The organism is Pseudomonas sp. LBUM1658 (assembly GCF_059716055.1).
Map to the genome: position 1 here is coordinate 5,729,222 of NZ_CP166798.1, position 22,486 is coordinate 5,751,707.

The following is a 22,486-nucleotide window of genomic DNA, read 5'->3' on the forward strand; positions in this document are numbered from 1 at the left end:
ATTACCCTGGCGATCGGGTTTTTGTGGCGAGCGGGCTTGCCCGCGCTGGGGCGCGAAGCGGCCCCAAAACCAGCCACCGCGTTATATCAAGTAGAACGCGCGGGATGGTTTTACGACTGCTTCGCAGCCGAGCGGGGGCAAGCCCCCTCGCCACAGCAAGCTCGCTCCCACAGTGGTGATGAATGCATCCAGACTAAGCGATTACAGGTCGCCATAACCCAGCGAACGCAGGGCGCGTTCGTCGTCGGACCAGCCGCCTTTGACCTTGACCCACAGGTTGAGCATGATTTTGGAGTCGAACAACAACTCCATATCCTTGCGCGCCTCGGTGCCGATGCGCTTGATCCGCTCGCCCTTGTCGCCAATGATGATTTTCTTCTGGCCATCACGTTCGACGAGAATCAGCGCATGGATATGCAGGGTCTTGCCCTGCTGCTTGAACTCTTCGATTTCCACAGTGATCTGGTACGGCAGTTCAGCGCCCATCTGGCGCATGATTTTTTCCCGCACCAGTTCCGCGGCGAGGAAACGGCTGCTGCGGTCAGTGATCTGGTCTTCCGGGAAGAAGTGCTCGTTTTCCGGCAAATGCCCGGCGATCACCCGCTCCAGCGCTTCGAGGTTGTGACCGTGCTGTGCCGAAATCGGCATGATCTGCGCGTTCGGCAACTGCTCTTGCAACCAGCTCAAGTGCGGCATCAATTCAGCTTTGTCTTCGATGCGATCGGTCTTGTTCAATGCCACGATTACCGGGCCCTGTACATACTGAACGCGCTCGAGAACCATCTGGTCTTCGTCGGTCCAGCGGGTGCGGTCAACCACGAAGATCACCACGTCGACATCTTTCAACGCCGCCGAAGCGGTTTTGTTCATGTAACGGTTCAACGCTTTCTCGCCACCCTTGTGCATGCCGGGGGTGTCGACGTAGACCGCCTGAACGGTGCCTTCGGTCTTGATCCCGAGCATGTTGTGGCGGGTGGTCTGCGGCTTGCGCGAAGTGATCGCCAGTTTTTGCCCGAGAATATGGTTCAGCAGCGTGGACTTGCCCACGTTGGGGCGGCCGACGATGGCGACATAGCCACAGCGAGTTGCAGTTGAATCAGTCATGGCCATTCTCCACGCCCAGGGCAATCAGTGCTGCAGCGGCCGCTACCTGTTCGGCAATACGACGACTCACACCCTGACCTCGGCTTTTTTCATTCAGTAAGGTGATTTCGCATTCGACGAAGAACGTCCGGCAATGCGGCTCACCCTGGATATCCACCACTTCGTAACGCGGCAGGTCGCAGGCACGCGACTGCAGGAATTCTTGCAGTCGGGTCTTTGGATCTTTGTTGGTGTCGACCAGCGTCAGGCCTTCGAACTCGGACGCCAGCCAGGCCAGCACGCGCTCACGCGCCATGTCCATGCCCGCATCGAGGTAGATGGCGCCGATCAAGGCTTCCAGGGCATCCGCGAGGATCGATTCACGACGAAAACCGCCGCTCTTCAACTCGCCGGAACCCAGGCGCAGGTACTCGCCCAGATCGAAACCGCGAGCCAGTACGGCCAGGGTTTCACCTTTCACCAGCCGTGCACGCAAACGCGACAGCTGGCCTTCGCGAGCGAGCGGGAAGCGATCGAACAAGGCTTCACCGGCGACGAAGTTGAGGATGGCATCACCGAGGAATTCCAGGCGCTCATTGTTGCGCCCGGCAAAACTGCGGTGAGTCAGGGCCAGGATCATCAGTTCCTGGTCTTTGAAGGTATAGCCGAGCTGACGCTCGAGACGGCTTAAAGAGACGCTCACGGTTTACCCACGCTGAGTTCGTGGTCGAATTTCACCACCATAGGGGCGAGGCACCAACGGCCCTCGACAATTAACGCTGTGTTCAAATCCACATCCTGAATATCGTTGACTGCATGCTTTTGGTGATATCCCTGCAAAGCTCATCGACCGCGGTGAAAGCCGCTGCCGTGAAGCATTCTACAAGACCCAGAAAAGCATTCGGCGCTGTGTTCAACAGCGCCGCGTGTGATTACTTGATCAGGCCAACCCGCGAGAAATTCGGCAGGTGACTGAGTTTTGGTTCGGGCCAGCTCATCCAGACCGCGAAGGCCTTGCCGACGATGTTCTTGTCGGGAACCATGCCTAGCAGATCCTTGGGAATACTTGGGTCATCCCAGTAACGACTGTCGTTCGAGTTGTCGCGGTTGTCGCCCATCATGAAGTAATGCCCGGCGGGCACGACCCACTGGCGGTCCGGCGGCGAACGGTAGCGGCTCATTTCCTTGCGGATCAGGTGCTCGGCAGCGCCGAGTTTTTCCTTGTAGAGCTCGGCACTGCCCAGTGTACCCGGCTCGGAACCGACCATCAGTTCAGCGACCGACTGGCCGTTGACGAACAGCCGCTTGTCGCTGGTATAGCGAATCTGGTCACCCGGCAGGCCGACCACACGCTTGATGTAGTTGACGTTCGGGTCGCTTGGATAACGGAACACCATCACATCGCCACGCTGCGGATCACCGACTTCGATGACTTTCTTGTCGAGCACCGGCAGGCGGATCCCGTAAGAAAACTTGTTCACCAGAATGAAGTCGCCAACGTCCAGGGTCGGCTTCATCGAACCGGAAGGAATCTGGAACGGTTCCACCAGGAACGAACGCAGCACCAACACGATGAACAACACCGGGAAGAACGACTTGCCGTATTCGACCAGCAGCGGCTCTTTGTTCAGTTTCTCGACCACCACCCCATCAGGCTGGCTGACGCTGCCCTGATAGGAGGCAATGGCGGCACGCCGACGCGGCGCCAGGAAAACCAGATCGAGCAACGCCAACAGGCCGCAGACGAACACGGCGATGACCAGCAACAGCGGGAAATTTAGTGACATAGGACCTAACTATCCAACCTGAGCACTGCAAGGAAGGCTTCTTGTGGAATTTCCACGTTACCGACTTGCTTCATGCGTTTTTTACCGGCCTTCTGCTTTTCCAACAGCTTGCGCTTACGGCTAACGTCACCGCCGTAGCATTTGGCCAATACGTTCTTTCTGAGCGCCTTGACGGAGGTCCGCGCAATAATCTGCCCGCCAATGGCGGCCTGGATTGCAACGTCGAACATCTGCCGCGGAATCAGTTCTTTCATCTTCTCGGTCAACTGACGACCTTTGTAGTGCGCATTGTCCTTGTGCACGATCAGCGCCAGGGCGTCGACTTTGTCACCGTTGATCAACACATCCAGCTTCACCAGATTAGCCGATTGATAACGATCGAAATGGTAATCCAGCGAAGCATAGCCGCGGCTGGTGGACTTCAGACGGTCGAAGAAGTCCAGGACCACTTCGTTCATCGGCAGATCGTAGGTCACCTGGACCTGGGTACCGAGGAACAGCATGTCGTGCTGTATGCCACGCTTTTCGATACACAGGGTAATGACGTTGCCCAGGTGCTCTTGCGGCACAAGAATATTGGCCCGCACGATCGGTTCGCGCATGTCTTCGATCGACGACAGATCAGGAAGCTTCGACGGGTTGTCGACGTAAATCGTTTCACCGGTTTTCAGCAACAGCTCGAAAATAACCGTCGGCGCCGTGGTGATCAGGTCCAGGTCGTACTCGCGCTCCAGGCGCTCCTGGATGATTTCCATGTGCAGCATGCCGAGGAACCCGCAACGGAAACCGAAGCCCAGGGCGTCGGAGCTTTCCGGGGTGTATTGCAGGGACGAGTCGTTGAGCGTGAGCTTTTGCAGGGCTTCACGGAAATCTTCGAAGTCGTCGGAGCTGACCGGGAACAGACCGGCGTAGACCTGCGGCTGAATGCGCTTGAAGCCTGGCAGCACGTCGACATCCGGCGTGGAGCTCAAGGTCAGGGTGTCACCCACCGGCGCGCCGTGAATGTCCTTGATACCGGCAATGATGAAGCCCACTTCACCGGCTTTCAGGTCAACGGTAGCGGAGTGTTTCGGGTTGAATACACCGACGCTGTCCACCAGGTGGATCTTGCCGGTGGACTTGACCAGGATCTTGTCGCCCTTCCTCACACGGCCGTGGCGCACACGTACCAGGGAAACAACGCCCAGGTAGTTGTCGAACCAGGAATCGATGATCAACGCTTGCAGCGGATCTTCGTAGTTGCCGGTCGGCGCAGGAATGGTGTGAACCAGACGTTCAAGCACTTCGTCGACGCCCAGGCCAGTCTTGGCGCTGCACTCGACCGCATCGGTGGCATCGATGCCGATGATTTTTTCGATTTCTTCTTTGACGCGGTCCGGATCGGCCTGTGGCAGGTCGATCTTGTTCAGGACCGGCATGACTTCCAGGCCCTGCTCGATCGCCGTGTAGCAGTTGGCAACCGATTGCGCTTCAACGCCCTGACCGGCATCGACCACCAGCAACGCACCTTCACAGGCCGCCAGCGACCGGCTGACTTCATAGGTGAAGTCGACATGGCCCGGGGTGTCAATGAAGTTCAGCTGGTACTTGATGCCATCGCGGGCGGTGTAATACAGGGTAACGCTATGGGCCTTGATGGTGATCCCGCGCTCACGCTCGAGGTCCATGGAGTCCAGTACCTGGGCTTCCATTTCGCGCTCGGCCAAGCCGCCGCACATCTGGATGAAGCGATCAGCCAGCGTCGACTTGCCATGGTCAATATGGGCGATGATGGAGAAATTGCGGATATGACTCAAATCACTCACGGATCAACACTCAAAAAGGCTGCAGGCATAGCCCGCCGAAAAATAGCCGGGAATTGTACCTGATCCAGGGTGCCAGCGTCACGTTTGCCGGTGGGCGGCGGTGATTGCAAAAACGCCCCGGTCTTTCGACAGAGGCGTTTTTCTCCAGCCAATGCAGGGCGAACCCGCTGTCAACCGGCTCGTCGCAACAGCCAGATCCCGGCCAGGGCGCAGATGCCGGCGGGCACCAACACCGCAAAAAGCGGCGAGAATCCGAACACCAGGCTCGACGGTCCCAGCAGATCCTGGGCAATGCGGAAGGTGAAGCCCACCAGCACACCGGTGAACACCCGCTGACCAAGGGTCACCGAGCGCAACGGACCGAAAATGAACGAAATCGCCATCAACACCAGCGCGGCAGTGACCAGCGGTTGCAACACCTTGACCCAAAATGCCAGCCAGTAGCGACCATTGTTCAAGCCCTGGTCGGCCAGGTAGTGAATGTAACCCCAGAGGCCGCTGATCGACAGCGATTCCGGTGCCATCACCACGGTACTGAGCAACTGCGGGCTCAAGGCCACTTCCCAGCGCTCTTCAGGCAAGGTGACGACTTCGGTACTGCCATCATGGAACAGCGTGGTGGTGACATCGGTCAGCTGCCAATGGTCCTCATCGAACTTCGCGCGCTTGGCGAAACTCGAGGACAGCATGTGGCGCTGATCGTCGAAGCGATAACGGGTAACACCGTACAGCAGGCCATTGGGTTGCACTGAGTTGACGTGAATGAATTCATCGCCCTGACGGTGCCACAAACCATGCTTGGCGCTTTGCGCTTCACCGCCACCCTGAGCCAGGGAACGATTGGCCTGTGCGATGTTTTCCGTGGCCGGGGCTACGTATTCGCCGACCAGCACACCCGCCAGCATCAGCACCAGCATCGGCTTCATCACCGCCCAGACGATCCGACCGATGGACACCCCGGCAGCGCGCATGATCGTCAATTCGCTGGCACTGGCCAGGCTGCCCAGACCGATCAGGCAACCGATCAAGGCGGCCATCGGCAACATGTCGTAGACCCGCCGTGGCGCGGTCAGCAACACGAAACTCAAGACATCGAGCAAGGTGTAGGTATCGCTGACGTCACCCATCTCGTCGATGAACGCAAACAATGACGCCAGACCGAGAATGATCCCCAGTACCGCGACAATGGCCACGAACACGCTGCTACCGATGTAGCGATCGAGCTTATCCACGGGCCATCTCCAGCGCACTGCGGCGACTCGCCAGTTTCAAGCGCAGGGGCTCCCAGTACAGCAGTCCGAGACCGATGGACAGGAAGATCGCATGCACCCACCACAAACCCAGCACCGCTGGAATCTTGCCTTTTTCCAGGGCGCCACGGGCGGCGATCAGGATGGTCAGATAAGCCATATAAAGAAGAATTGCCGGAAGCAGCTTGAGGAAACGACCCTGGCGTGGATTGACCCGCGAAAGGGGCACCGCCATCAGGGTCACGATAAAGACCAGCAGCGGCAGGGAAAGCCGCCATTGCAACTCGGTGTTCGAACGCAGGTCGTCGTTGGCCAGCAGATCCCGGGTCGGCATCGCATCGCGATCGGTCACTTCGTCGCTGACATCCGGCTTGGGCAGCAGCACACCATAGGTGTCGTACTTGATGGCGCGGTAGTCGGCATGCCCCGGATTACCGTCATAGCGATAGCCGTTCTCGAGGATCAGGTAACGGTTACCGTCTTCCTGGATTTCCTGGCGCCCACTCTGGGCAACCAGTACGGAGATACCGCGATCCTTGCTCTTGTCGGTGGACAAATTCTTTTGCGAGATGAATACGCTCCCCAGATTGGCGCGGTCATCGGACAGCTGCTCGGTGTAGGTTACGCGTGTGCCATCGCGCAACGACTGAAAGCGACCCGGTACCAGGGTATCGAACTCGGTCAGCGCGTCCTGTTTGTTGATCAGCAGCTGGAACTGGTTCGCCCCTTGCGGCGCCAGGCTCAGGCTCAACCACGCCACCATCAGCGCCACCAGCGTAGCCGGGAACAGGGTCATGCCGAGTAAACGTTGCTGGCTCATGCCGGTGGCCGAAAGCACGGTCATTTCGCTTTCAAGGTACAGCCGGCCGTAAGCCAGCAAAATGCCGAGAAACAGCCCCAACGGTAGAATCAATTGCAGGAAGCCTGGCAGGCGAAAACCCATGATCAGGAACAGCGAACTCGGGTCCAGGGCACCCGATGCAGCCTGCGCCAGGTACTTGATGAAGCGTCCGCTCATGATGATGACTAGCAGTACGGCGCTGACAGCGCTCAAGGTCAACAGGACTTCGCGGGACAGATAACGGAAGACGATCAAACCAGACACTCCAGGGTTGTCAGGCTAAGGCGGCCAAACAAGCAAACGTATTCGAACCGGCCGCAAAGCGCAGCCGCCGAAAAAAGATGGCGCATTATCCTGTGATTGGGTGCGCCTGTCACTGCGCACGCTCAAGCTGGCGCGTAAAGCGGCGAAGTTCACTCATGGGAGGGTTGTCAGCCTCGGGCGACGAGGTTCAAACTGGCGGCTTTGTCGCTGGCACGTACCGGCGCCTTTGATCAACAAGCTTTATATAGATAAGCCAAGCGCACGCCCTTTGAGCTGCGCACTTTGACCATTTATTCAGGGACCCGGACATGGAACTGGTTGTAAAAAGCGTTAGCCCAGAAACGTTGAAGACCGCCACTCTGGTAGTCGCCGTCGGCGAAGGCCGCAAGCTCGGCACGGTCGCCACACAACTCGACGAACTCAGTGGCGGGGCCATCAGCGCAGTCCTCAAGCGCGGCGACCTGGCCGGCAAAGTCGGTCAGAGTCTGTTGCTGCACAGCCTGCCGAACCTCAAGGCCGAACGCGTGCTGCTGGTTGGTATCGGTAAAGATGCCGAACTGGGTGATCGCCCGTTCCGCAAAATCATCAGCGGCCTGTTCAACACCCTCAAAAGCCTGGGTGGCAGCGACGCGACACTGGCGCTGGACGAAGTGATCGTCCAGGGCCGCGACAGCTACGGCAAGACCCGCCTGCTGGCTGAAACCCTGGTGGACGGCGAGTACCTCTTCGAGCAGTTCAAGAGCCAGAAAACCGAACCACGCAGCCTGAAGAAAATTACCCTGCTGACCATCAAGGCCGCGCAAGCCGAAGTCGAACGCGCCGTGACCCACGCCCAGGCCATTGCCAATGGCATGGCGTTCACCCGCGACTTGGGCAACCTGCCGCCAAACATCTGCCACCCGAGCTTCCTCGCCGAACAGGCGAAAAACCTCGGCAAGGCGCACAAAGGCTTGAAAGTCGAGATTCACGACGAGAAGAAAATCAAAGACCTGGGCATGGGCGCGTTCTACGCCGTTGGCCAGGGCAGCGATCAACCGCCTCGCCTGATCGTCATGCACTACCAGGGCGGCAAGAAATCCGAGAAGCCTTACGTGCTGGTCGGTAAGGGCATCACCTTCGACACCGGTGGCATCAGCCTCAAACCTGGCGCCGGCATGGACGAGATGAAGTACGACATGGGCGGTTCGGCCAGCGTATTCGGCACCCTGCATGCGGTGCTCGAGTTGAAACTGCCGATCAACCTGGTATGCATCCTGGCCTGCGCCGAGAACATGCCGAGCGGCGGCGCGGCCCGTCCGGGCGACATCGTCACCACCATGAGCGGGCAGACCGTGGAAATCCTCAACACCGACGCCGAAGGCCGTCTGGTGCTGTGCGATGCCCTGACCTACGCCGAGCGCTTCAAGCCACAGGCAGTGATCGACATCGCCACCCTGACCGGTGCTTGCGTGGTCGCGCTGGGGGCTCACACCTCAGGCCTGCTGGGCAATAACGACGAGCTGATCGGGCAACTGCTGAGCGCAGGCCAACAGGCTGACGATCGCGCCTGGCAACTGCCGCTGTTCGACGAGTACCAGGAACAGCTGGACAGCCCGTTCGCCGACATCGCCAACATCGGCGGCCCGAAAGCCGGCACCATCACCGCTGCCTGCTTCCTGTCGCGCTTCACCAAGCAATACAACTGGGCGCACCTGGACATCGCCGGGACTGCCTGGACCAGCGGCGGCAAGGACAAGGGCGCCACTGGCCGCCCGGTTCCCCTGCTGACCCAGTACCTGCTGGACCGCGCCAAAGCCTGAAACTGAAGACCCCGGCCTGCCTCATCCGTGGATGACGCAGGCCGGGCGTCAGGACCCGCAATGACCAAAGTCGACTTCTATATTCTGCCCAGCGCCGATCCCTCCGCGCGCCTGGACTTCGCCTGCAAACTCACCGAAAAAGCCTGGCGCATGGGGCACCGGATCTACCTGCATTGCAGCGATGCGGCCCAGCGTGACGATCTCGATGCGCGCTTGTGGAGTTTCAAGGGCGAGAGCTTCGTGCCCCATGGTCTAGCCGAAAGCGAACCCGACGGGCTGATTGTCCTGGGCCTTGGCGAAGATTGCGGGCAACATTCGGATCTGTTGGTCAATCTGGACCTGAAAGTCCCGGCATTTGCCCAGCGCTTTGCCCGTGTGGCAGAAGTGGTGGTCGAAGATCCTGTTATTCGTCAGGCCGCGCGGGAGAGTTTCCGTTTCTACCGCGAACAGGGCTATCCTCTGCAAGATCACCGTCTACAGCGACTCTGAGCACCCGATGGACACTCCAAACCCGCAGCAAAAGTCCGCGCATCTGCTGGATGACCTTGAGTCGATCCGGCAACTGCTCGGCGATGACAACCTGCAACCACCGCTGCTGACCGAAATGGTTAACAACGATGTGCAGATCCCCATGCTGTTTGACACAGTGGGCGGCAAACCACCTGCCGAAAGCCTCGAAGCTGCACCCGAGCTACCGGCGCCAAAGCCGGTCGCAGCACCACAGCCCGCCCCGGCACCGGTCGCCGCCAAAGGTCCCGACGCCCTCCTGCACCTGGACAGCGAACTGCGCGCCGCCGCCCAACTGATCATGCAAGATGTGATCGACGACTTCGCGCCACACATCGAAACCGAAATCAAACGCCGCCTCGACGCGCGAATGGACCGGTTGCTGAACCAGTATCTAGCCTGAATCGATAAAGGATCTTCTGACACCGGTTTGTCGTGGCCAGGGGGCTTGCCCTCTGGCCATCCGGTTCGATTACGCCGGCAACCCCACCAGCAGATGCACCACCCCTCCCGCCAATACCATCACTCCCGGAACACCGGCAGCACGCAGGGCCAGCGGGTCTATCTGTGCCTGATCGTGCAGTTCCACCCGCACCCGTGTCAGGGCGATGCGTTGTTGCGACTTGAGGTTATTCAACCCTCCCAGCGCTGCCACAATGCCAGGCTCCAGGGATGTCGTCTCCACAGGCTGCGCAAGCGCTTTGGGTTGATCCACCACCAGATCCGGAGTCAGGGCTTTCCAGAACGCACTCTGTAATTTCTCGAACATATTCAGTTCTCCAGGACCAATGAGCTGACGGCTGCTGTCTGTTGATGCCGGCGCAAGACTTCGCGTACCTGCTCGGCGCTTTCCAGGCTCAGGACCTGTTGCGCGATGGCCTGGCAATCCCTCAGCTCGACTTCACGGATCGTCGCCTTGATCGACGGAATCAACGGCACACTGACCGACAGTTCATCCACCCCCAGCCCCAGCAACAGCGGCACCGCCAATGCTTCGGAGGCCAGCGCGCCGCAGACGCCGACCCACTTGCCGTGGGCATGGGCGGCTTTCACGGTGCTGGCGATCAGGCGCAACACCGCCGGATGAAGACTGTCCGCCTGGCTGGCCAGCCGCGGATGATCACGGTCCATGGCCAGGGTGTACTGGGTCAGGTCGTTGGTGCCGATAGAGAAGAAATCCACTTCGGCGGCGAACAGGTCAGCCATCAATGCCGCTGCCGGCACCTCAATCATGATGCCGAGCTTGGGCAACGCCTTGAGCCCAAGTGCCAGTGCCTCCTCTTCGAGCATCTGCCGTGCCTGGCGCAGTTCGGACAACTGGCTGACCATCGGCAGCATGATATGCAAGCGGGCCAGCCCGGCGCAGCTCAGAATCGCTCGAAACTGCTCACGCAACAGTTCGGGACGCGCCAGGCACAGGCGAATCCCGCGCATGCCGAGGAATGGATTGGCTTCGCTATCCATTGGCACGTAGACCAGTGGTTTGTCTCCGCCAACGTCCAGGGTGCGTACCACCAGATTGCGCTCCGGCCCCAGCGCGCGCGCGATGGCGCTGTAGATAGCGGCTTGCTCGTCATGGCTTGGCGCGTTGTTGCGTTCCAGATAGAGAAACTCCGAACGCAACAGACCGACCCCCTCGCCTCCCAGCGCTATCGCCTGCTCAACATCAGGCAGCGAGGCGACGTTGGCCGTCACCTCGAAGTGATGGCCGTCACGGGTACAGGCCGCCAATGAAGCCTGCTCGAGTTCGCGTTGATGCCGTAGCCGTTGCTGCTGACGTTTGGCCTGCAGCTGGTCGATAGTCGCCAAATCAGGGTCCAGCTGCAATTCGCCGTTGTCGGCATCGAGCAAGACTTGAGTGCCGCTGACCAGCGACAGTACCTGGGTCGGCAACCCGCACAAGGCCGGCAGGCCAAAGGCCCGGGCGAGAATCGCCACGTGACTGGTGGCGCCGCCGCCGACGGTGGCAAAGCCCACTACTTTGCTGGTATCGAGGCCAGCGGTCTGCGACGGGGTCAGTTGCTCGGCAATCAGGATCGCCTGGTCCGGTAACTCCCAGGCGCTGTCCTGCACGCCGAGAATCAGTTTGAGTACCCGCTGGCCGACATCCTCCAGATCCACCGCGCGCTCGGCGAGCAACGCGCTGCCGAGTTGTTTGAACAGCTCGGCGGTGGCCTCGGTCGAGGTGCGCCAGGCGAACGCGGCGCTTTTCCCTTCAGCGATCAAGGCATAGGCCTGTTCCAACAGGCTTGGGTCTTCCAGCAACTGCTGATGCGCCTTGAAGATCTCCGCTTGCGCATCGCCTGTGGCGTTGTCGCATAGACCTTGCAGTGCTTGGGTTGCCTGGAACAAACCACGTTCCAGATGCCTGCGTTCAACGGCTTGATCGGCACCGAACTCCGCCACTTCCAGAGTCTGCCCGGCCACCTGCACCACCCGCCCGAACGCCGAGCCTGGCGAGGCACACACGCCACGCAAGACTTTCAACGAAGGCGCTTCGAGCACGACAACCGGCTCACTCGCCGATGGTGCCACGACCGCTTCACCACATCCCGCCGCCAGCAACTCGGCGAGGGTCTTGATCGCCAACTCGGCATCCTCGCCCACCGCGCTGACCTGCAAGGTATCGCCCTGGGCGGTCTGCAGCGCCATGATCGCTACCAGCGACTTGGCGTTGGCACTGGCCTGTAGCTTATGCAGACAAATGTTCGCTGCAAAACCCTTCGCCGCCTGAGCGAATACCGCCGCAGGGCGGGCATGCAAACCGTTCGGGTTGGTCAAGACCAGCGGCCTGGAGAACAGTGCTTCGCCCTCCGGCGCCAGCGCCGCATTGGCCGGCTGCTCGGCCAGATTCAAGCGCAATAGCGGCTGCCCGCTTTCGACCAGACCGCTGTCCGGCGTCAGCAGACTGAAGGGCTCGGCGCTGACCACCAGCATCAAGGTCAGCAGGCTGCGGGCGTGCAAGGCGAGATAGTCAGCGTCGAATTCGATCAGGGCTTGTCCGGCCTCGACCCGCTGGCCCTCTTCCACCAGCCGCGTGAAGCCCTTCCCCGCCAGGTTCACCGTGTCCAGACCGATATGCATCAACACCTGCACACCGCGGTCGTCAGTAATGCTGACCGCATGGCCACTGCGCGGCAGATTGCTGATCACTCCGGCCATGGGTGCGCAAAGGGTTTGCGAGGTCGGATCGATGCACAGGCCGTCACCGATCAGACGACTGGAGAACACCGGGTCCGGCACTTGATCAAGCGGCATCAGCACCCCGGACAAGGGTGCCAGCAGTTGCAAATGTTGGGTTGTGGCCATGACTTCACCTGCTGTTTTAATCTCTATAAATGTAGGAGCTGCCGAAGGCTGCGATCTTTTGATCTTTCGCTTGGGACTCAAGTGGACCTGGGAAGATCGCAGCCTCGTTTCACTCGACAGCTCCTACGCAGCTCCTACGGTTTTTCGGACGGCACAGTTATTTCCACCAATACTCGACCTGCAATCCGACGTTCGAACCATGACGCGCCGTGCCGAAAGCCCCGGTGTCGGACAACGCCGACCCCGCCGCCAATTGATTGGCCGCACGTTTCGCCGCTTGGTTCCAGCTGGCATAGGTGTAGTACAGCCGAACTTCCGGGCGCGCCCAGAAATCCGGGCCCTTGGGCGACCAGGTCGGGGCGAAGGTGAACTTGCTCAGCTTGCGCGTGCCGCCCGGAGCCTCGACCTGATCGTGTCCCAGCTCGGTGACCAGTTTGAACTGTTCAGTGAGGGCATAGGCCGGCCGTATGCCGAGAGAAATCCAGTTCTGATCGGCGCCGTCCGGGCGAATGTCTTTCTGATAGACCGCCTCGACCTGACCACCGAAACGCGGGGTCACCTGCCAGTCGAAGAACTCCACCAGACGGTAGCTCTTGTTGTTGTCGTCGAGCCTGACATTACCGGTGTAGCCAAGGCCGGTACCCGGACCTTCGCCATACTGAAAAGCCAGCTTGTTCTTGCCGCCGAGAAAACCACTCTGCACGTGCTGAGTGGTAATCGCCCAGCCACGGTGCGCGTCGCGACTGTCCGGCTTGTCGATATAGCTCAGACCGAACTCCAGCGCGCCGCCGGGGTTGGTATTGAACCCGGCGACATTGAAGTCGTGCCGGTTGATGTAGTCCTTCTGATACAGGTTGTCCTTGCGCGAGAAGGCGTAGCTGTACTTCAGATCGCCGATCAATACATCCTCGATACCGCCGCCGGTGGCGCTCTGGTTCCAGTAGTAGAAGTCGGAAATATGGATGTCGTTACGTTTGTAGTAACGCCGACCGGCCCATAGCGAGCCGCCGTTGAGGCTGGGCATCTTCGACCACTGCGCGTACAGCTGCGGCATGCGCACCGAGCCGTTGTCGCCGTTGAAGGTGAGGCTGCGATCGTACTGGTTATACAGCGACGCCATACCGTCGACGCTGAGCACCGAACCATCGTCGAGGGTGAACAGATCCTGGCGCAATTCCAGCTCCCCATATTGTTCGCATTCGTTACCCAGCCGGTATTTCGTCTGCGCGCCAGGTAACTTAAAACATGACTGTGAACTGCTGTTGACCGAAGTCCCCACACCACTGCGCAAGTACCCGGAGAACTCCAGTGCCTGGGCCGGGAATGGCAATACCAGGCATACGCACGATGCTGCAAGGCTGCGATTTATTGTGGTCTTCAAGTGCCGCTCCATTATTTTTATTGTGTTGGTCTGCCAATCGTCGGGCGCAGCTTTCCCGCGCACGAGTCATGCGAGCCGATGTAACTCGAAGGATTTTTCCGATTAGTCAGTCAGATGCAGCACGAATGACTCATAAGGCCGCAGGAATACCTGCCGATTGCGGGTTGGGCAGTCCGCGTAGTTGCTGATCACCAGGCGTTGCGCCATCGCGTCGCTGATCACCCCTTCCGGCAATTCCACTTCGCAGGTCGTGGCGTAGAAATTGTTCAACACCAGCAGACGCTCACCCTGACCTTCACGCAGGTAGGCCCAGACTCGCTGGTGCTCAGGTAACAGCTGGCGATAGATACCGTCCTGGATCAGCGGCTCGCTGCGGCGCAAGGCGATCAGCTGGCGATAGTGATGCAGCACCGAAGCCGGGTCTTCGAGTTGCTGTTCGACGTTGATCAGCGCCGCGTTTTCCGGCACGCCGATCCACGGCTCGACGGTGCTAAAACCGGCATGTGGCTGAGCATTCCAGTGCATCGGAGTGCGGCCGTTGTCCCGGGATTTCTGCATGATCGCCGCCATGTTTTCCGTCTCGGATTCTCCAGCCTCGCGTTTGAGCCGATAGATGTTCAAGGTCTCGACATCGCGGTAATGGTCGATGTGATCGAACCCCGGATTGGTCATGCCCAGCTCTTCACCCTGGTATACGAACGGCGTGCCTTGCAGGAAGTGCAACGCAGTGCCGAGCATCTTCGCCGAGACCGCCCGGTGTTCGCCGTCATGACCGAAGCGCGAGACCACCCGTGGCTGATCGTGGTTACACCAGAACAGTGCGTTCCAGCCGCCCCCAGCCTGCATGCCGATCTGCCAGTCGGAAAGGATGCGCTTGAGGTCGAGGAAGTCGAAATCGGCACGAATCCACTTCTGCAGGTTCGGGTAATCGACTTTCAAATGATGAAAGTTGAAGGTCATCGACAGTTCTTTCGACTCAGGACAGGAGTAACGAATGCAGTGCTCGAGGCTGGTGGAAGACATCTCGCCGACATTGATCAGGTCATGGCCCTCGAAGACTTCGCGATGCATTTCCTGCAAGTACTGATGCACGTTGGGGCCGTCGGTGTAGAAGCGTCGACCGTCACTCTGGTCCTCGGGGAAGTCCGCCGGTTTCGAGATCAGGTTGATCACGTCCAGACGAAAACCGCCGACGCCCTTGTCGCGCCAGAAGCGCATCATCTTGAAGACTTCGACGCGCACCAGCGGGTTGTCCCAGTTCAGGTCGGCCTGGGTATGGTCGAACAGGTGCAGGTAGTACTGGCCGGTTTGCGCCTCGTACTCCCAGGCCGAACCGCCGAACTTGGATTCCCAGTTGTTCGGCTGATCGCGCCAGATGTAGAAGTCGCGGTACGGGTTATCCAGACTGCTGCGGGCCTGCTGGAACCATTGATGCTCGATGGAGGTGTGGTTGACCACGATATCGAGCATCAGCTTGATACCGCGCTTGCCCGCCTCGGCAATCAACAGCTCGCAGTCGGCCATGGTCCCGTAGCTCGGGTCGACGGCGTAGTAGTCGCTGATGTCGTAACCGTTATCGCGCTGCGGCGAACGCAGGAACGGCGTGATCCACAGGCAGTCGACGCCGAGCCAGTGAAGGTAATCGAGCTTGGCGACCACCCCGAGCAAATCGCCCGTGGCTTTGCCGGCGTGGCTGTGAAAACTCTTCGGGTAGACCTGGTAAATCACCGAACGTTGCCAGTCTTGCATGGCGTGTTTCTCCAATTAATTGTGCGGTGGCCTTACCGCGAGGCTACGGGCGATAGCGATCTGTCAGGCGACCCGGTATCCCGGCCGGACAATCTTCATGCTCAACCCACAGGTCAGCACAAACGGCACCACCATCGCTATCACCATGCCGATTACGAACATCGGGATGAATTGCGGAATGATCGAGATGAAACCCGGTAGCCCGCCGACGCCTATCGCCGAAGCCTGGACCTTGTTCAGGGACAGGAAAATGCAGCCCAGCGCCGAGCCGATCAGCGCGGCATAGAACGGAAATTTGTAGCGCAGGTTGACCCCGAACATCGCCGGCTCAGTGATGCCGAAGTAGGCGGAAATCGCCGAGGTCGAGGCCATGCTGCGATCCCGGACATTGCGGGTCATGGTGAATACCGCCAGCGCGGCGCTGCCTTGGGCGAGGTTGGACATAACGATCATCGGCCAGATGAAAGTGCCGCCCTGGGTCGAGATCAATTGCAGGTCCACGGCGAGGAACATGTGGTGCATGCCAGTGATCACCAGCGGCGCATAGAGCAGACCGAAGATCGCCCCGCCGATCATCGGCGCCAGATCGAACAGCAGGACCATAGCTTCGGTGATGAGGATCCCCAGGTGCCGGGTGACCGGACCAATCACCGCCAGCGCCAACACACCGGTGACCACAATGGTCGTGATCGGCACCACCAGCAGCTGAATGGCGTTCGGCACTCGCGCCCGCAACCATTTCTCGATAGTGCTCATGACCCAGGCCGCCAGCAGAATCGGCAGGATCTGCCCCTGATAACCGACCTTCTCGATCTGGAACAGTCCAAGGATGTCGAAGTACGGCAGGCTCTGGCCTTCGAGGCCGGCAACCGCCTTGCCGTAGTTCCAGGCATTGAGCAGATCCGGGTGGACCAGCATCAGGCCGAGCACGATGCCGAGGATTTCACTGCCACCAAAACGCTTGGCCGCCGACCAGCCGACCAACGCCGGGAGGAACACGAACGAGGTGTTGGCCATCAGGTTGATCAGGCTCCAGACACCGTTCAGGTTCGGATAGGCCTCCAGCAGGGTCAGGCCTTCGATGAACATGCCCTTGGCGCCCATCAGGTTGTTGATGCCCATCAGCAAGCCGGCAATGATCAGCGCCGGCAGAATCGGCATGAACACATCGGAGAACACCCGCACCAGGCGCTGCATGGGATTGATCTTCTCGGCGCTTTTCTGTTTGACGTCGGCGATGGTCGAGGCCGCAAGACCAGTCAGCTGACGCAACGCGGCGTAGACCTTTTCCACTTCACCGGGGCCGATGACGATTTGCAGCAGACCGCCAGTGAAGAACGAGCCTTTGACCAGGTCGATCTGGTTCAGGGTGGCGTTGTCGACCAGGCTCGGGTCTTTCAACGCCAGGCGCAGGCGGGTCACACAGTGCGCAGCTTGTTCGAGGTTGTCTGTACCGCCGAGGCTTTGCAGGATCTCGCCGGCGATAGTCGGATAGTCATGGCTCATGCTTTTTTCTTCCGTTCTAACTTCTTGTTATTGGAGAGCGTTATTGGCAGCACGCCGAAACGAAAAGTACTCGTCTGTACGAGTTAAAGCAATAACTCGTACAGACGAGTTGCGAAATATTTTTTATGCTGCGCCATAAATGGACAAACCCCAGCCCTGCCCTTATGGTTCCAAGCCTTGAGCACAGCGGCACAGAGCCATCCCATGAGTAAGTACAACCAGATCTACACCGATCTGCTTGCCAGCATCACCACCGAACGTCTGGAACGCGGCGCCAGGTTGCCCTCCGAAACCGAATTGATGGACAGCTACCAGGCCAGCCGCGGTACCGTGCGCAAGGCCATAGAGCAACTTCAGGAGCGTGGCTTCGCGCAAAAAGTCCACGGCAAAGGCACGTTCGTCCTGTCACCGGCGCCGATCGAATTTCAACTGGGGGGAATCGTCAGCTTTCAGGAAACCTACCCGCGACTGGGCAACGACGTCCGCACCGAGGTCGTGGAGTTCAGCCAGTTCCCTCTCGAAGGCGCCCTGCTCGAACATATCCAGGCGCCAGAAGGCAGCTTGATCACGCGGATCAAACGGGTGCGAAGAATCGACGGTAAACGGGTGATCCTCGACATCAACCACTTCGTCGCCGAACTGATTCCGGGACTGGACCGCGAAATCGCCGAACACTCGATCTATGCCTTTATCGAACAGACCCTGCACCTGCAGATCAGCTACGCGCAGCGCACCATCGAAGCCGTGCCACGGGGCAAGGATGACCAGCAGCACCTGGACCTCGACGGCCAGAGTCATGTGATCGTGGTCAGCAACCAGACCTTTCTGCAGGACGGCCGGCAGTTCGAGTACACCGAGTCGCGGCATACCCTGGACAAGTTCTATTTCTCGGACGTGGCGCGGCGCTGAGAGGGGTGCGTCAAACCAGCGCCTGCCACTCAGCGCCCAAGGCGACAACCCGGCGGGATTCCTTGACGAGATTGACGCTTTGCGCGATACGGGCGATGTCGATCACCGGTTGTTCAAGGCTGTAGCCGCCCTTTGCATCCAGCCAGCTCAATACCTCTGCCAGATGCCAGACCGACGTCTTGCCCTCATGCACGGCCAACGGGAAGCTGTTGCAATGAGTCAGCATCAGTTTGCGCATGTTCTGCCGCGAAACACCGACGATGTCGGCAATATCCGTCAGCCCGACGAAGTCCGGTGCCACCTCCACCAAACGAGCGTCAGGAATGATGCGCTTGACGTCCATCAGCGCGCTCAATAGCGCCGTTTCGGCGGTCACGGCCTCGCGGGTGAACTCCAACGCCAGCCGACCCGGCAATCCGAGACCGACCAACGCATCATCGCAGCCTGCGGCGTATAGCCGTTCGACCAACTCGTCGGGATCGCAATTGCACTCCGCGAGTTGATACTTGAGGGTGAAAATGTAGTCCATTAGTTTACTCCTTGAGTCGAGGTGCTGATTTCCCATCACCCACCTGCTGCGTCGTACAGTTATCAACCACTCGCCGTAGTGCCCTCGCGTGATTGAAAGGGTTCCTCGGCGTGCTGCACACGCTGGTGATACAGAACTCGCCACAGCGGCAGAGGTCATTTCTGAAAGGGCAGTAGATCTTTCCCCAGGCGTGACTGCCGCCGACTTCTATCCGCCAGCCTCGTTCTTCGGCATGACGCAGGGCCATTTCGATTTCTTTTTTTGGGTGAGATGCACGAGCCATCCATAGCCTCCAGTCTCGTCAAGTATCGACTGGTTGTCAAATGACAACCATCAAAATCCACTTCCCCCCAATCCGAAGTGTGAGCTTCGAAAACCGTTCGGATAGGGCTGGACGATGATCTGCGCAGAGTACAGACGAGACTGAAAGTGCAGCTGCCTTATGTCTTTCAGGGTATTTCGAAGGTTTTTCCCCTTACACAAAACCGATTCTGCTTCCCTGATTTTTTGCCAAGCTTTGGTTTCAGGTTTTCTCAAGGAGAGAGAAATATGAACAGCAATGAAACCCCTTCCCTGCCCAATGCCGCAGACGCAATGAAGCTCAAGGCATTGATTCCCGAGTTGGTGGATGCCTGCCCGGATATGTATTCCATGGCCCGGGAAGCCGCTCAGGAGATTCTCGACAAGCACGGCATTCAAAACATTGAGCCGGAAACGGTCTATTGGCATCGTTTCAACAACACCACAGCGAGCAACCCCAAGGCCTTTACCGGTCGGGAGCACTTTGGCATACCCCATCAATCGCTGACTCTGCCGCAACTGGTGATAAAACGCTTCGATGTTCATGATCAGGACAATGCGGACCTGCTCGACTCTTACGGCGGGTTTTACCGCGCTGGCCCGAATGTCGGGACATACAATGAAACCAACGAAATCCGCCTGCATGGCGACGAGGTGCTCAAGGACTTCTGGGCGATTAATTTCAAATCACGCTACAACGAAAAACTGACTTCGTTCTGGAAAAGCCACGCCGGAAATTTCAGGGCATTGGCCAAGTGCAGTTTTATTGCCAAAGCGATGGAGGACCGGGAAAGCGGAAGGCTATCTGACGATAATTTCAGGACAGTCATCAAGGCCGCGGCCGGAAACATTTCCTGGCCGGTCACCCTCGACATGTTGCAAGCGGACACTCCGGCGGTCGATGGGCTGCGCATTTGCAAACTCGAAATAGGCGAGTTCTTCGCTACCGATATCCTGCGTATCGTTGATCGTAACGGTCGGCAAATCGTCTACGTACCGGGAGAAGTCTGGGGCTTTCACGCCTTCGAAACCCCCAGGGATCTGCATTGGTGGCTATTGTCGTTGGCCAAGGATACTGCCGGGCGACAGCGCCTGATGTCGCATTTTCAGCTGGCGGATCATGAAATAACCCAGGATAACGTCAATACCGATTTTTGGCTGTCGGTTATTGAGGTGCTGGGCTCGCTAGGCTCTCCTTTCGCAAGCTTGCTGCCAAAACGCAAAGAGCGGCCCGATCACGAGCAAGTCGGGCTGAACGCCATGCTGGATCTGCTCTTCAGCGCCTGGCAGCACGACAATCACCACCTGATCAATTCCACGGATGAAAGGATCACCACAGATGCCTTCACCTTTTTGAGCCAGGCCACACAAGTGCGCATGATCTGTGATGCCAACTATCTGATGCACTCCAATGGTGAATTAAGGACAAAGCTGTGGATCGGCTATCTGAATGCCTTCAACCGGCTTTTTGGTCCGTTGGCCGCTGTCGGCTGGCCGGTGGCGCTTGTGGTGGTGGGTGCCGGTGTTGCCAACGTCGGGTTGAATATCGATCAAGCGGTGAACGCTAATACCCTCTCAGAACGCAAAGCGGCCGTCATTGGCGCCATATTCACGGCTGTGGACACACTGTTCAATGCCACACTCCTCAAAGGCAGCGGTGCACTGCCGGAGATTGCCGAGGCCAATGAGTTCATCGCCCCCGAAGAAAAACTGGCTGAAGCAGCCATTCCCCAAGTCTCCCTCCCCACCCTCGAAGAACTCACTCCCGGCCGCATTTACCCGGTCGAGCAGCGGGATTTTCTCACACCCTTCAAGACCGAAATAACAGAGCCCACCTATTCGGGCTTCAGGGAAAAAAAGTACTTTGGCATTCTTGAAACACCCAAAGGCAAAACCTACATTTTGATGAGTCATGGCGCATCCTCCAGTCATTTCGAAGTGCGCTACGTTGCCCAGATGAACACCTGGGTCATCATCGACCCGGCGAACCCTTACTCTTTCTATCGCAATGTTCCGGTACGCTTGAATGCCTATAACAGGTGGGAGCCGATCACCGGCACCGGTTTGAAAGGTGGCGGGCGGATTTTCGGCAAGATGCCCTGGGGGCAAGCCAGAGGAACACTGCCCGATGTCGAACTGCCTCCCACGGCATACGATGTGCCTGCGGTGTTGCGAGATGAGTTGAAAGAGGCTGCCAATGGTCGCGTTCTAAAACACCACCTGAGTGACCACACTGTCAACCTGCATAATCCGCAAGACGCCCTGTCAAAGTTCAAGTCGTTGCGAAAAAGCTTGTACGAGGACGCCTCGGCCTACTTTGCGCATCCAGACTTGCCAGCCAGAGCAAACATTCCGCTGTTCAATCCCGGCACCAAAGCCAAAGACATACTCAAGCGAGTTTTCGAGAACAGTCATGCCCTGGTGATCGGCGAAAATCACTCCGCGGTCGGCAGCAAACAATTCCTGATCGAGAACATGGAGCTGCTGGCCAAACAAAAAGTCAAAACGCTTTACATGGAACATCTACTGACTGACTTTCACCAGGCGGACCTCAATACCTTCGCCCGTACTGGAAAAATGCCAAAAGACCTGGAGCAGTACCTTAATGCATTGGATGAGGGGCACCGAACCGATTCCAGTGGGCGGTATACCTTTCTTGAAGTGGTCAAATCGGCGCAAAAGAACCATATCCGCATCCAGGCGATCGATTGTATGAGCAGCTACCGAATCACCGGCTTGCAAGAGGCGACGCAGAATGTGCGGCAAAAAATGATGAGTTACTTCTCCCGCCTCATCATCAACGCCGATCAGGTTGCCCGGGGCTCGCATAACTGGGTCGCCCTGGTCGGCGAAAGCCATGCCAATACCTTCGATGGCGTACCGGGACTCAGCGAACTGGAAGGTGGAATCAGCGTGCGCATCGAAGATGTTGCACCGGGGCAATCGCGCGGCATTGAATTGGACCCAGGCAGATTTGCAACCAACGAACTGGAGCAAGTAAGAGTAAAAAATGATTTGCGATTACAAATCGAAGTCGCCGCACCAAAAACATCCACCGACGCCATGGAAATGCGCCTTTCACAACGCGGCATGTTTACCCTTGAACCCAGCCCAGGTAAATCGTATCTCGTTCACCGCAGTAACGACGGCTCTATCGTACGCACTGCCATCAACCGTGATCGAGGGTATTTCTATATAAATCGCGCCAAATGGTCGATCAGCAATCAACGCTTTTCCAGCATTCGCGAGTTGGTCAGCGCCCTCGAACATATGGGCATGAAATTCGTCCGCTGATTGCCTGTTCACTTAGCAAAAGTTAAATCTGGCAGGAGGCGGATTTACATCCGCCGTCCTCTCACACCGTACATACTGGCGTTTTTCTTACGGTGCTCATCCATTGGACTGAACACCGATAGCGCCCGATCCTACATCTTCGATCTCGAAGACTTGCCATAGTCTCCTCACTC

General features: G+C 58.4%; 18 protein-coding genes. 5 read left to right on the forward strand and 13 right to left on the reverse strand.

What is annotated here, in order from left to right; all coding sequences use genetic code 11:
• Positions 1 to 201 precede the first annotated feature (201 nt).
• From era to lptF, 6 genes are all read right to left on the reverse strand, one after another.
• Positions 202 to 1,104 (reverse strand): GTPase Era, encoded by a 903-nt coding sequence (gene era / locus ACA064_RS26480; protein ID WP_497670764.1) that lies wholly within the window; start codon positions 1,102 to 1,104, stop codon positions 202 to 204.
• The gene (gene rnc, locus ACA064_RS26485) at positions 1,097 to 1,786 is read right to left on the reverse strand and encodes a ribonuclease III (protein WP_150641512.1); all 690 of its coding nucleotides are present in this window, start codon (positions 1,784 to 1,786) and stop codon (positions 1,097 to 1,099) included. The genes era and rnc overlap by 8 nt, the downstream gene beginning before the upstream one ends.
• A 229-nt stretch (positions 1,787 to 2,015) precedes the next feature.
• The gene (lepB, locus tag ACA064_RS26490) at positions 2,016 to 2,870 is read right to left on the reverse strand and encodes a signal peptidase I (protein ID WP_497670765.1); all 855 of its coding nucleotides are present in this window, start codon (positions 2,868 to 2,870) and stop codon (positions 2,016 to 2,018) included.
• A 5-nt stretch (positions 2,871 to 2,875) separates the two neighbouring features.
• Positions 2,876 to 4,675 (reverse strand): translation elongation factor 4, encoded by a 1,800-nt coding sequence (lepA, locus tag ACA064_RS26495; RefSeq protein ID WP_497670766.1) that lies wholly within the window; start codon positions 4,673 to 4,675, stop codon positions 2,876 to 2,878.
• Positions 4,676 to 4,845: 170 nt separating this feature from the next.
• Positions 4,846 to 5,907 (reverse strand): LPS export ABC transporter permease LptG, encoded by a 1,062-nt coding sequence (gene lptG / locus ACA064_RS26500; protein WP_497670767.1) that lies wholly within the window; start codon positions 5,905 to 5,907, stop codon positions 4,846 to 4,848.
• Positions 5,900 to 7,021 (reverse strand): LPS export ABC transporter permease LptF, encoded by a 1,122-nt coding sequence (gene lptF, locus ACA064_RS26505; RefSeq protein WP_497670768.1) that lies wholly within the window; start codon positions 7,019 to 7,021, stop codon positions 5,900 to 5,902. Before lptF ends, lptG begins: the two co-directional genes overlap by 8 nt.
• 317 nt (positions 7,022 to 7,338) lie before the next feature.
• Here lptF and ACA064_RS26510 point away from each other — a divergent pair, with 317 nt between their 5' ends.
• Genes ACA064_RS26510 through ACA064_RS26520 form a run of 3 tightly spaced genes read left to right on the forward strand, consistent with a single transcriptional unit; the run spans position 7,339 to position 9,739 of the window.
• On the forward strand, positions 7,339 to 8,829 hold the full coding sequence (locus ACA064_RS26510) for a leucyl aminopeptidase (protein ID WP_497670769.1): 1,491 nt from the start codon (positions 7,339 to 7,341) through the stop codon (positions 8,827 to 8,829).
• Between the two features lie 60 nt (positions 8,830 to 8,889).
• Positions 8,890 to 9,318: a DNA polymerase III subunit chi gene (locus ACA064_RS26515; RefSeq protein ID WP_497670770.1), complete on the forward strand. Its 429-nt coding sequence runs from the start codon at positions 8,890 to 8,892 to the stop codon at positions 9,316 to 9,318.
• A 7-nt stretch (positions 9,319 to 9,325) separates the two neighbouring features.
• Positions 9,326 to 9,739, forward strand: a complete 414-nt coding sequence (locus tag ACA064_RS26520; RefSeq protein WP_497670771.1) for a DNA polymerase III subunit chi — start codon at positions 9,326 to 9,328, stop codon at positions 9,737 to 9,739.
• A 69-nt stretch (positions 9,740 to 9,808) separates the two neighbouring features.
• Here the strand turns inward: ACA064_RS26520 and ACA064_RS26525 are convergent, their stop codons facing one another.
• From ACA064_RS26525 to treP, 5 genes are all read right to left on the reverse strand, one after another.
• Positions 9,809 to 10,105, reverse strand: a complete 297-nt coding sequence (locus ACA064_RS26525; RefSeq protein ID WP_497670772.1) for a PTS sugar transporter subunit IIB — start codon at positions 10,103 to 10,105, stop codon at positions 9,809 to 9,811.
• Between the two features lie 2 nt (positions 10,106 to 10,107).
• Positions 10,108 to 12,645, reverse strand: coding sequence for a phosphoenolpyruvate--protein phosphotransferase (gene ptsP / locus ACA064_RS26530; RefSeq protein ID WP_497670773.1), 2,538 nt, complete (start codon positions 12,643 to 12,645; stop codon positions 10,108 to 10,110).
• 157 nt (positions 12,646 to 12,802) lie between these two features.
• Entirely contained in the window at positions 12,803 to 14,026 is a 1,224-nt protein-coding gene (locus ACA064_RS26535) for a maltoporin (RefSeq protein WP_497670774.1), read from the reverse strand.
• Between the two features lie 102 nt (positions 14,027 to 14,128).
• Positions 14,129 to 15,775: an alpha,alpha-phosphotrehalase gene (treC, locus tag ACA064_RS26540; RefSeq protein WP_497670775.1), complete on the reverse strand. Its 1,647-nt coding sequence runs from the start codon at positions 15,773 to 15,775 to the stop codon at positions 14,129 to 14,131.
• Positions 15,776 to 15,838: 63 nt separating this feature from the next.
• Positions 15,839 to 17,281 carry a PTS system trehalose-specific EIIBC component gene (gene treP, locus ACA064_RS26545; RefSeq protein WP_497670776.1) on the reverse strand — a complete coding sequence of 481 codons (1,443 nt, stop codon included), beginning with the start codon at positions 17,279 to 17,281 and terminating at the stop codon, positions 15,839 to 15,841.
• A 204-nt stretch (positions 17,282 to 17,485) separates the two neighbouring features.
• Here treP and treR point away from each other — a divergent pair, with 204 nt between their 5' ends.
• Positions 17,486 to 18,190 (forward strand): trehalose operon repressor, encoded by a 705-nt coding sequence (gene treR / locus ACA064_RS26550; RefSeq protein WP_497670777.1) that lies wholly within the window; start codon positions 17,486 to 17,488, stop codon positions 18,188 to 18,190.
• Positions 18,191 to 18,200: 10 nt separating this feature from the next.
• Here the strand turns inward: treR and ACA064_RS26555 are convergent, their stop codons facing one another.
• Both ACA064_RS26555 and ACA064_RS26560 read right to left on the reverse strand, forming a co-directional pair.
• Positions 18,201 to 18,719 (reverse strand): helix-turn-helix transcriptional regulator, encoded by a 519-nt coding sequence (locus ACA064_RS26555; protein ID WP_497670778.1) that lies wholly within the window; start codon positions 18,717 to 18,719, stop codon positions 18,201 to 18,203.
• A gap of 4 nt (positions 18,720 to 18,723) precedes the next feature.
• Complete coding sequence (locus ACA064_RS26560) at positions 18,724 to 19,002, reverse strand: hypothetical protein (protein ID WP_497670779.1); 279 nt, start codon at positions 19,000 to 19,002, stop codon at positions 18,724 to 18,726.
• A 266-nt stretch (positions 19,003 to 19,268) separates the two neighbouring features.
• On the opposite strand from ACA064_RS26560, the gene ACA064_RS26565 reads away from it, so the two are divergent.
• Complete coding sequence (locus ACA064_RS26565; protein ID WP_497670780.1) at positions 19,269 to 22,313, forward strand: membrane-targeted effector domain-containing toxin; 3,045 nt, start codon at positions 19,269 to 19,271, stop codon at positions 22,311 to 22,313.
• Positions 22,314 to 22,486 lie beyond the last annotated feature (173 nt).

What these genes read in the sequence shown, in the direction of transcription:
- ptsP (WP_497670773.1), bottom strand. Translation starts at nt 12,645, where the DNA reads ATGGCCACAACCCAACATTTGCAACTGCTGGCACCCTTGTCCGGGGTG.
- ACA064_RS26525 (WP_497670772.1), bottom strand. Translation starts at nt 10,105, where the DNA reads ATGTTCGAGAAATTACAGAGTGCGTTCTGGAAAGCCCTGACTCCGGAT.
- ACA064_RS26555 (WP_497670778.1), bottom strand. Translation starts at nt 18,719, where the DNA reads ATGGACTACATTTTCACCCTCAAGTATCAACTCGCGGAGTGCAATTGC.
- treR (WP_497670777.1), top strand. Translation starts at nt 17,486, where the DNA reads ATGAGTAAGTACAACCAGATCTACACCGATCTGCTTGCCAGCATCACC.
- era (WP_497670764.1), bottom strand. Translation starts at nt 1,104, where the DNA reads ATGACTGATTCAACTGCAACTCGCTGTGGCTATGTCGCCATCGTCGGC.
- ACA064_RS26515 (WP_497670770.1), top strand. Translation starts at nt 8,890, where the DNA reads ATGACCAAAGTCGACTTCTATATTCTGCCCAGCGCCGATCCCTCCGCG.
- ACA064_RS26560 (WP_497670779.1), bottom strand. Translation starts at nt 19,002, where the DNA reads ATGGCTCGTGCATCTCACCCAAAAAAAGAAATCGAAATGGCCCTGCGT.
- treC (WP_497670775.1), bottom strand. Translation starts at nt 15,775, where the DNA reads ATGCAAGACTGGCAACGTTCGGTGATTTACCAGGTCTACCCGAAGAGT.
- lepB (WP_497670765.1), bottom strand. Translation starts at nt 2,870, where the DNA reads ATGTCACTAAATTTCCCGCTGTTGCTGGTCATCGCCGTGTTCGTCTGC.
- ACA064_RS26520 (WP_497670771.1), top strand. Translation starts at nt 9,326, where the DNA reads ATGGACACTCCAAACCCGCAGCAAAAGTCCGCGCATCTGCTGGATGAC.
- treP (WP_497670776.1), bottom strand. Translation starts at nt 17,281, where the DNA reads ATGAGCCATGACTATCCGACTATCGCCGGCGAGATCCTGCAAAGCCTC.
- ACA064_RS26565 (WP_497670780.1), top strand. Translation starts at nt 19,269, where the DNA reads ATGAACAGCAATGAAACCCCTTCCCTGCCCAATGCCGCAGACGCAATG.
- ACA064_RS26510 (WP_497670769.1), top strand. Translation starts at nt 7,339, where the DNA reads ATGGAACTGGTTGTAAAAAGCGTTAGCCCAGAAACGTTGAAGACCGCC.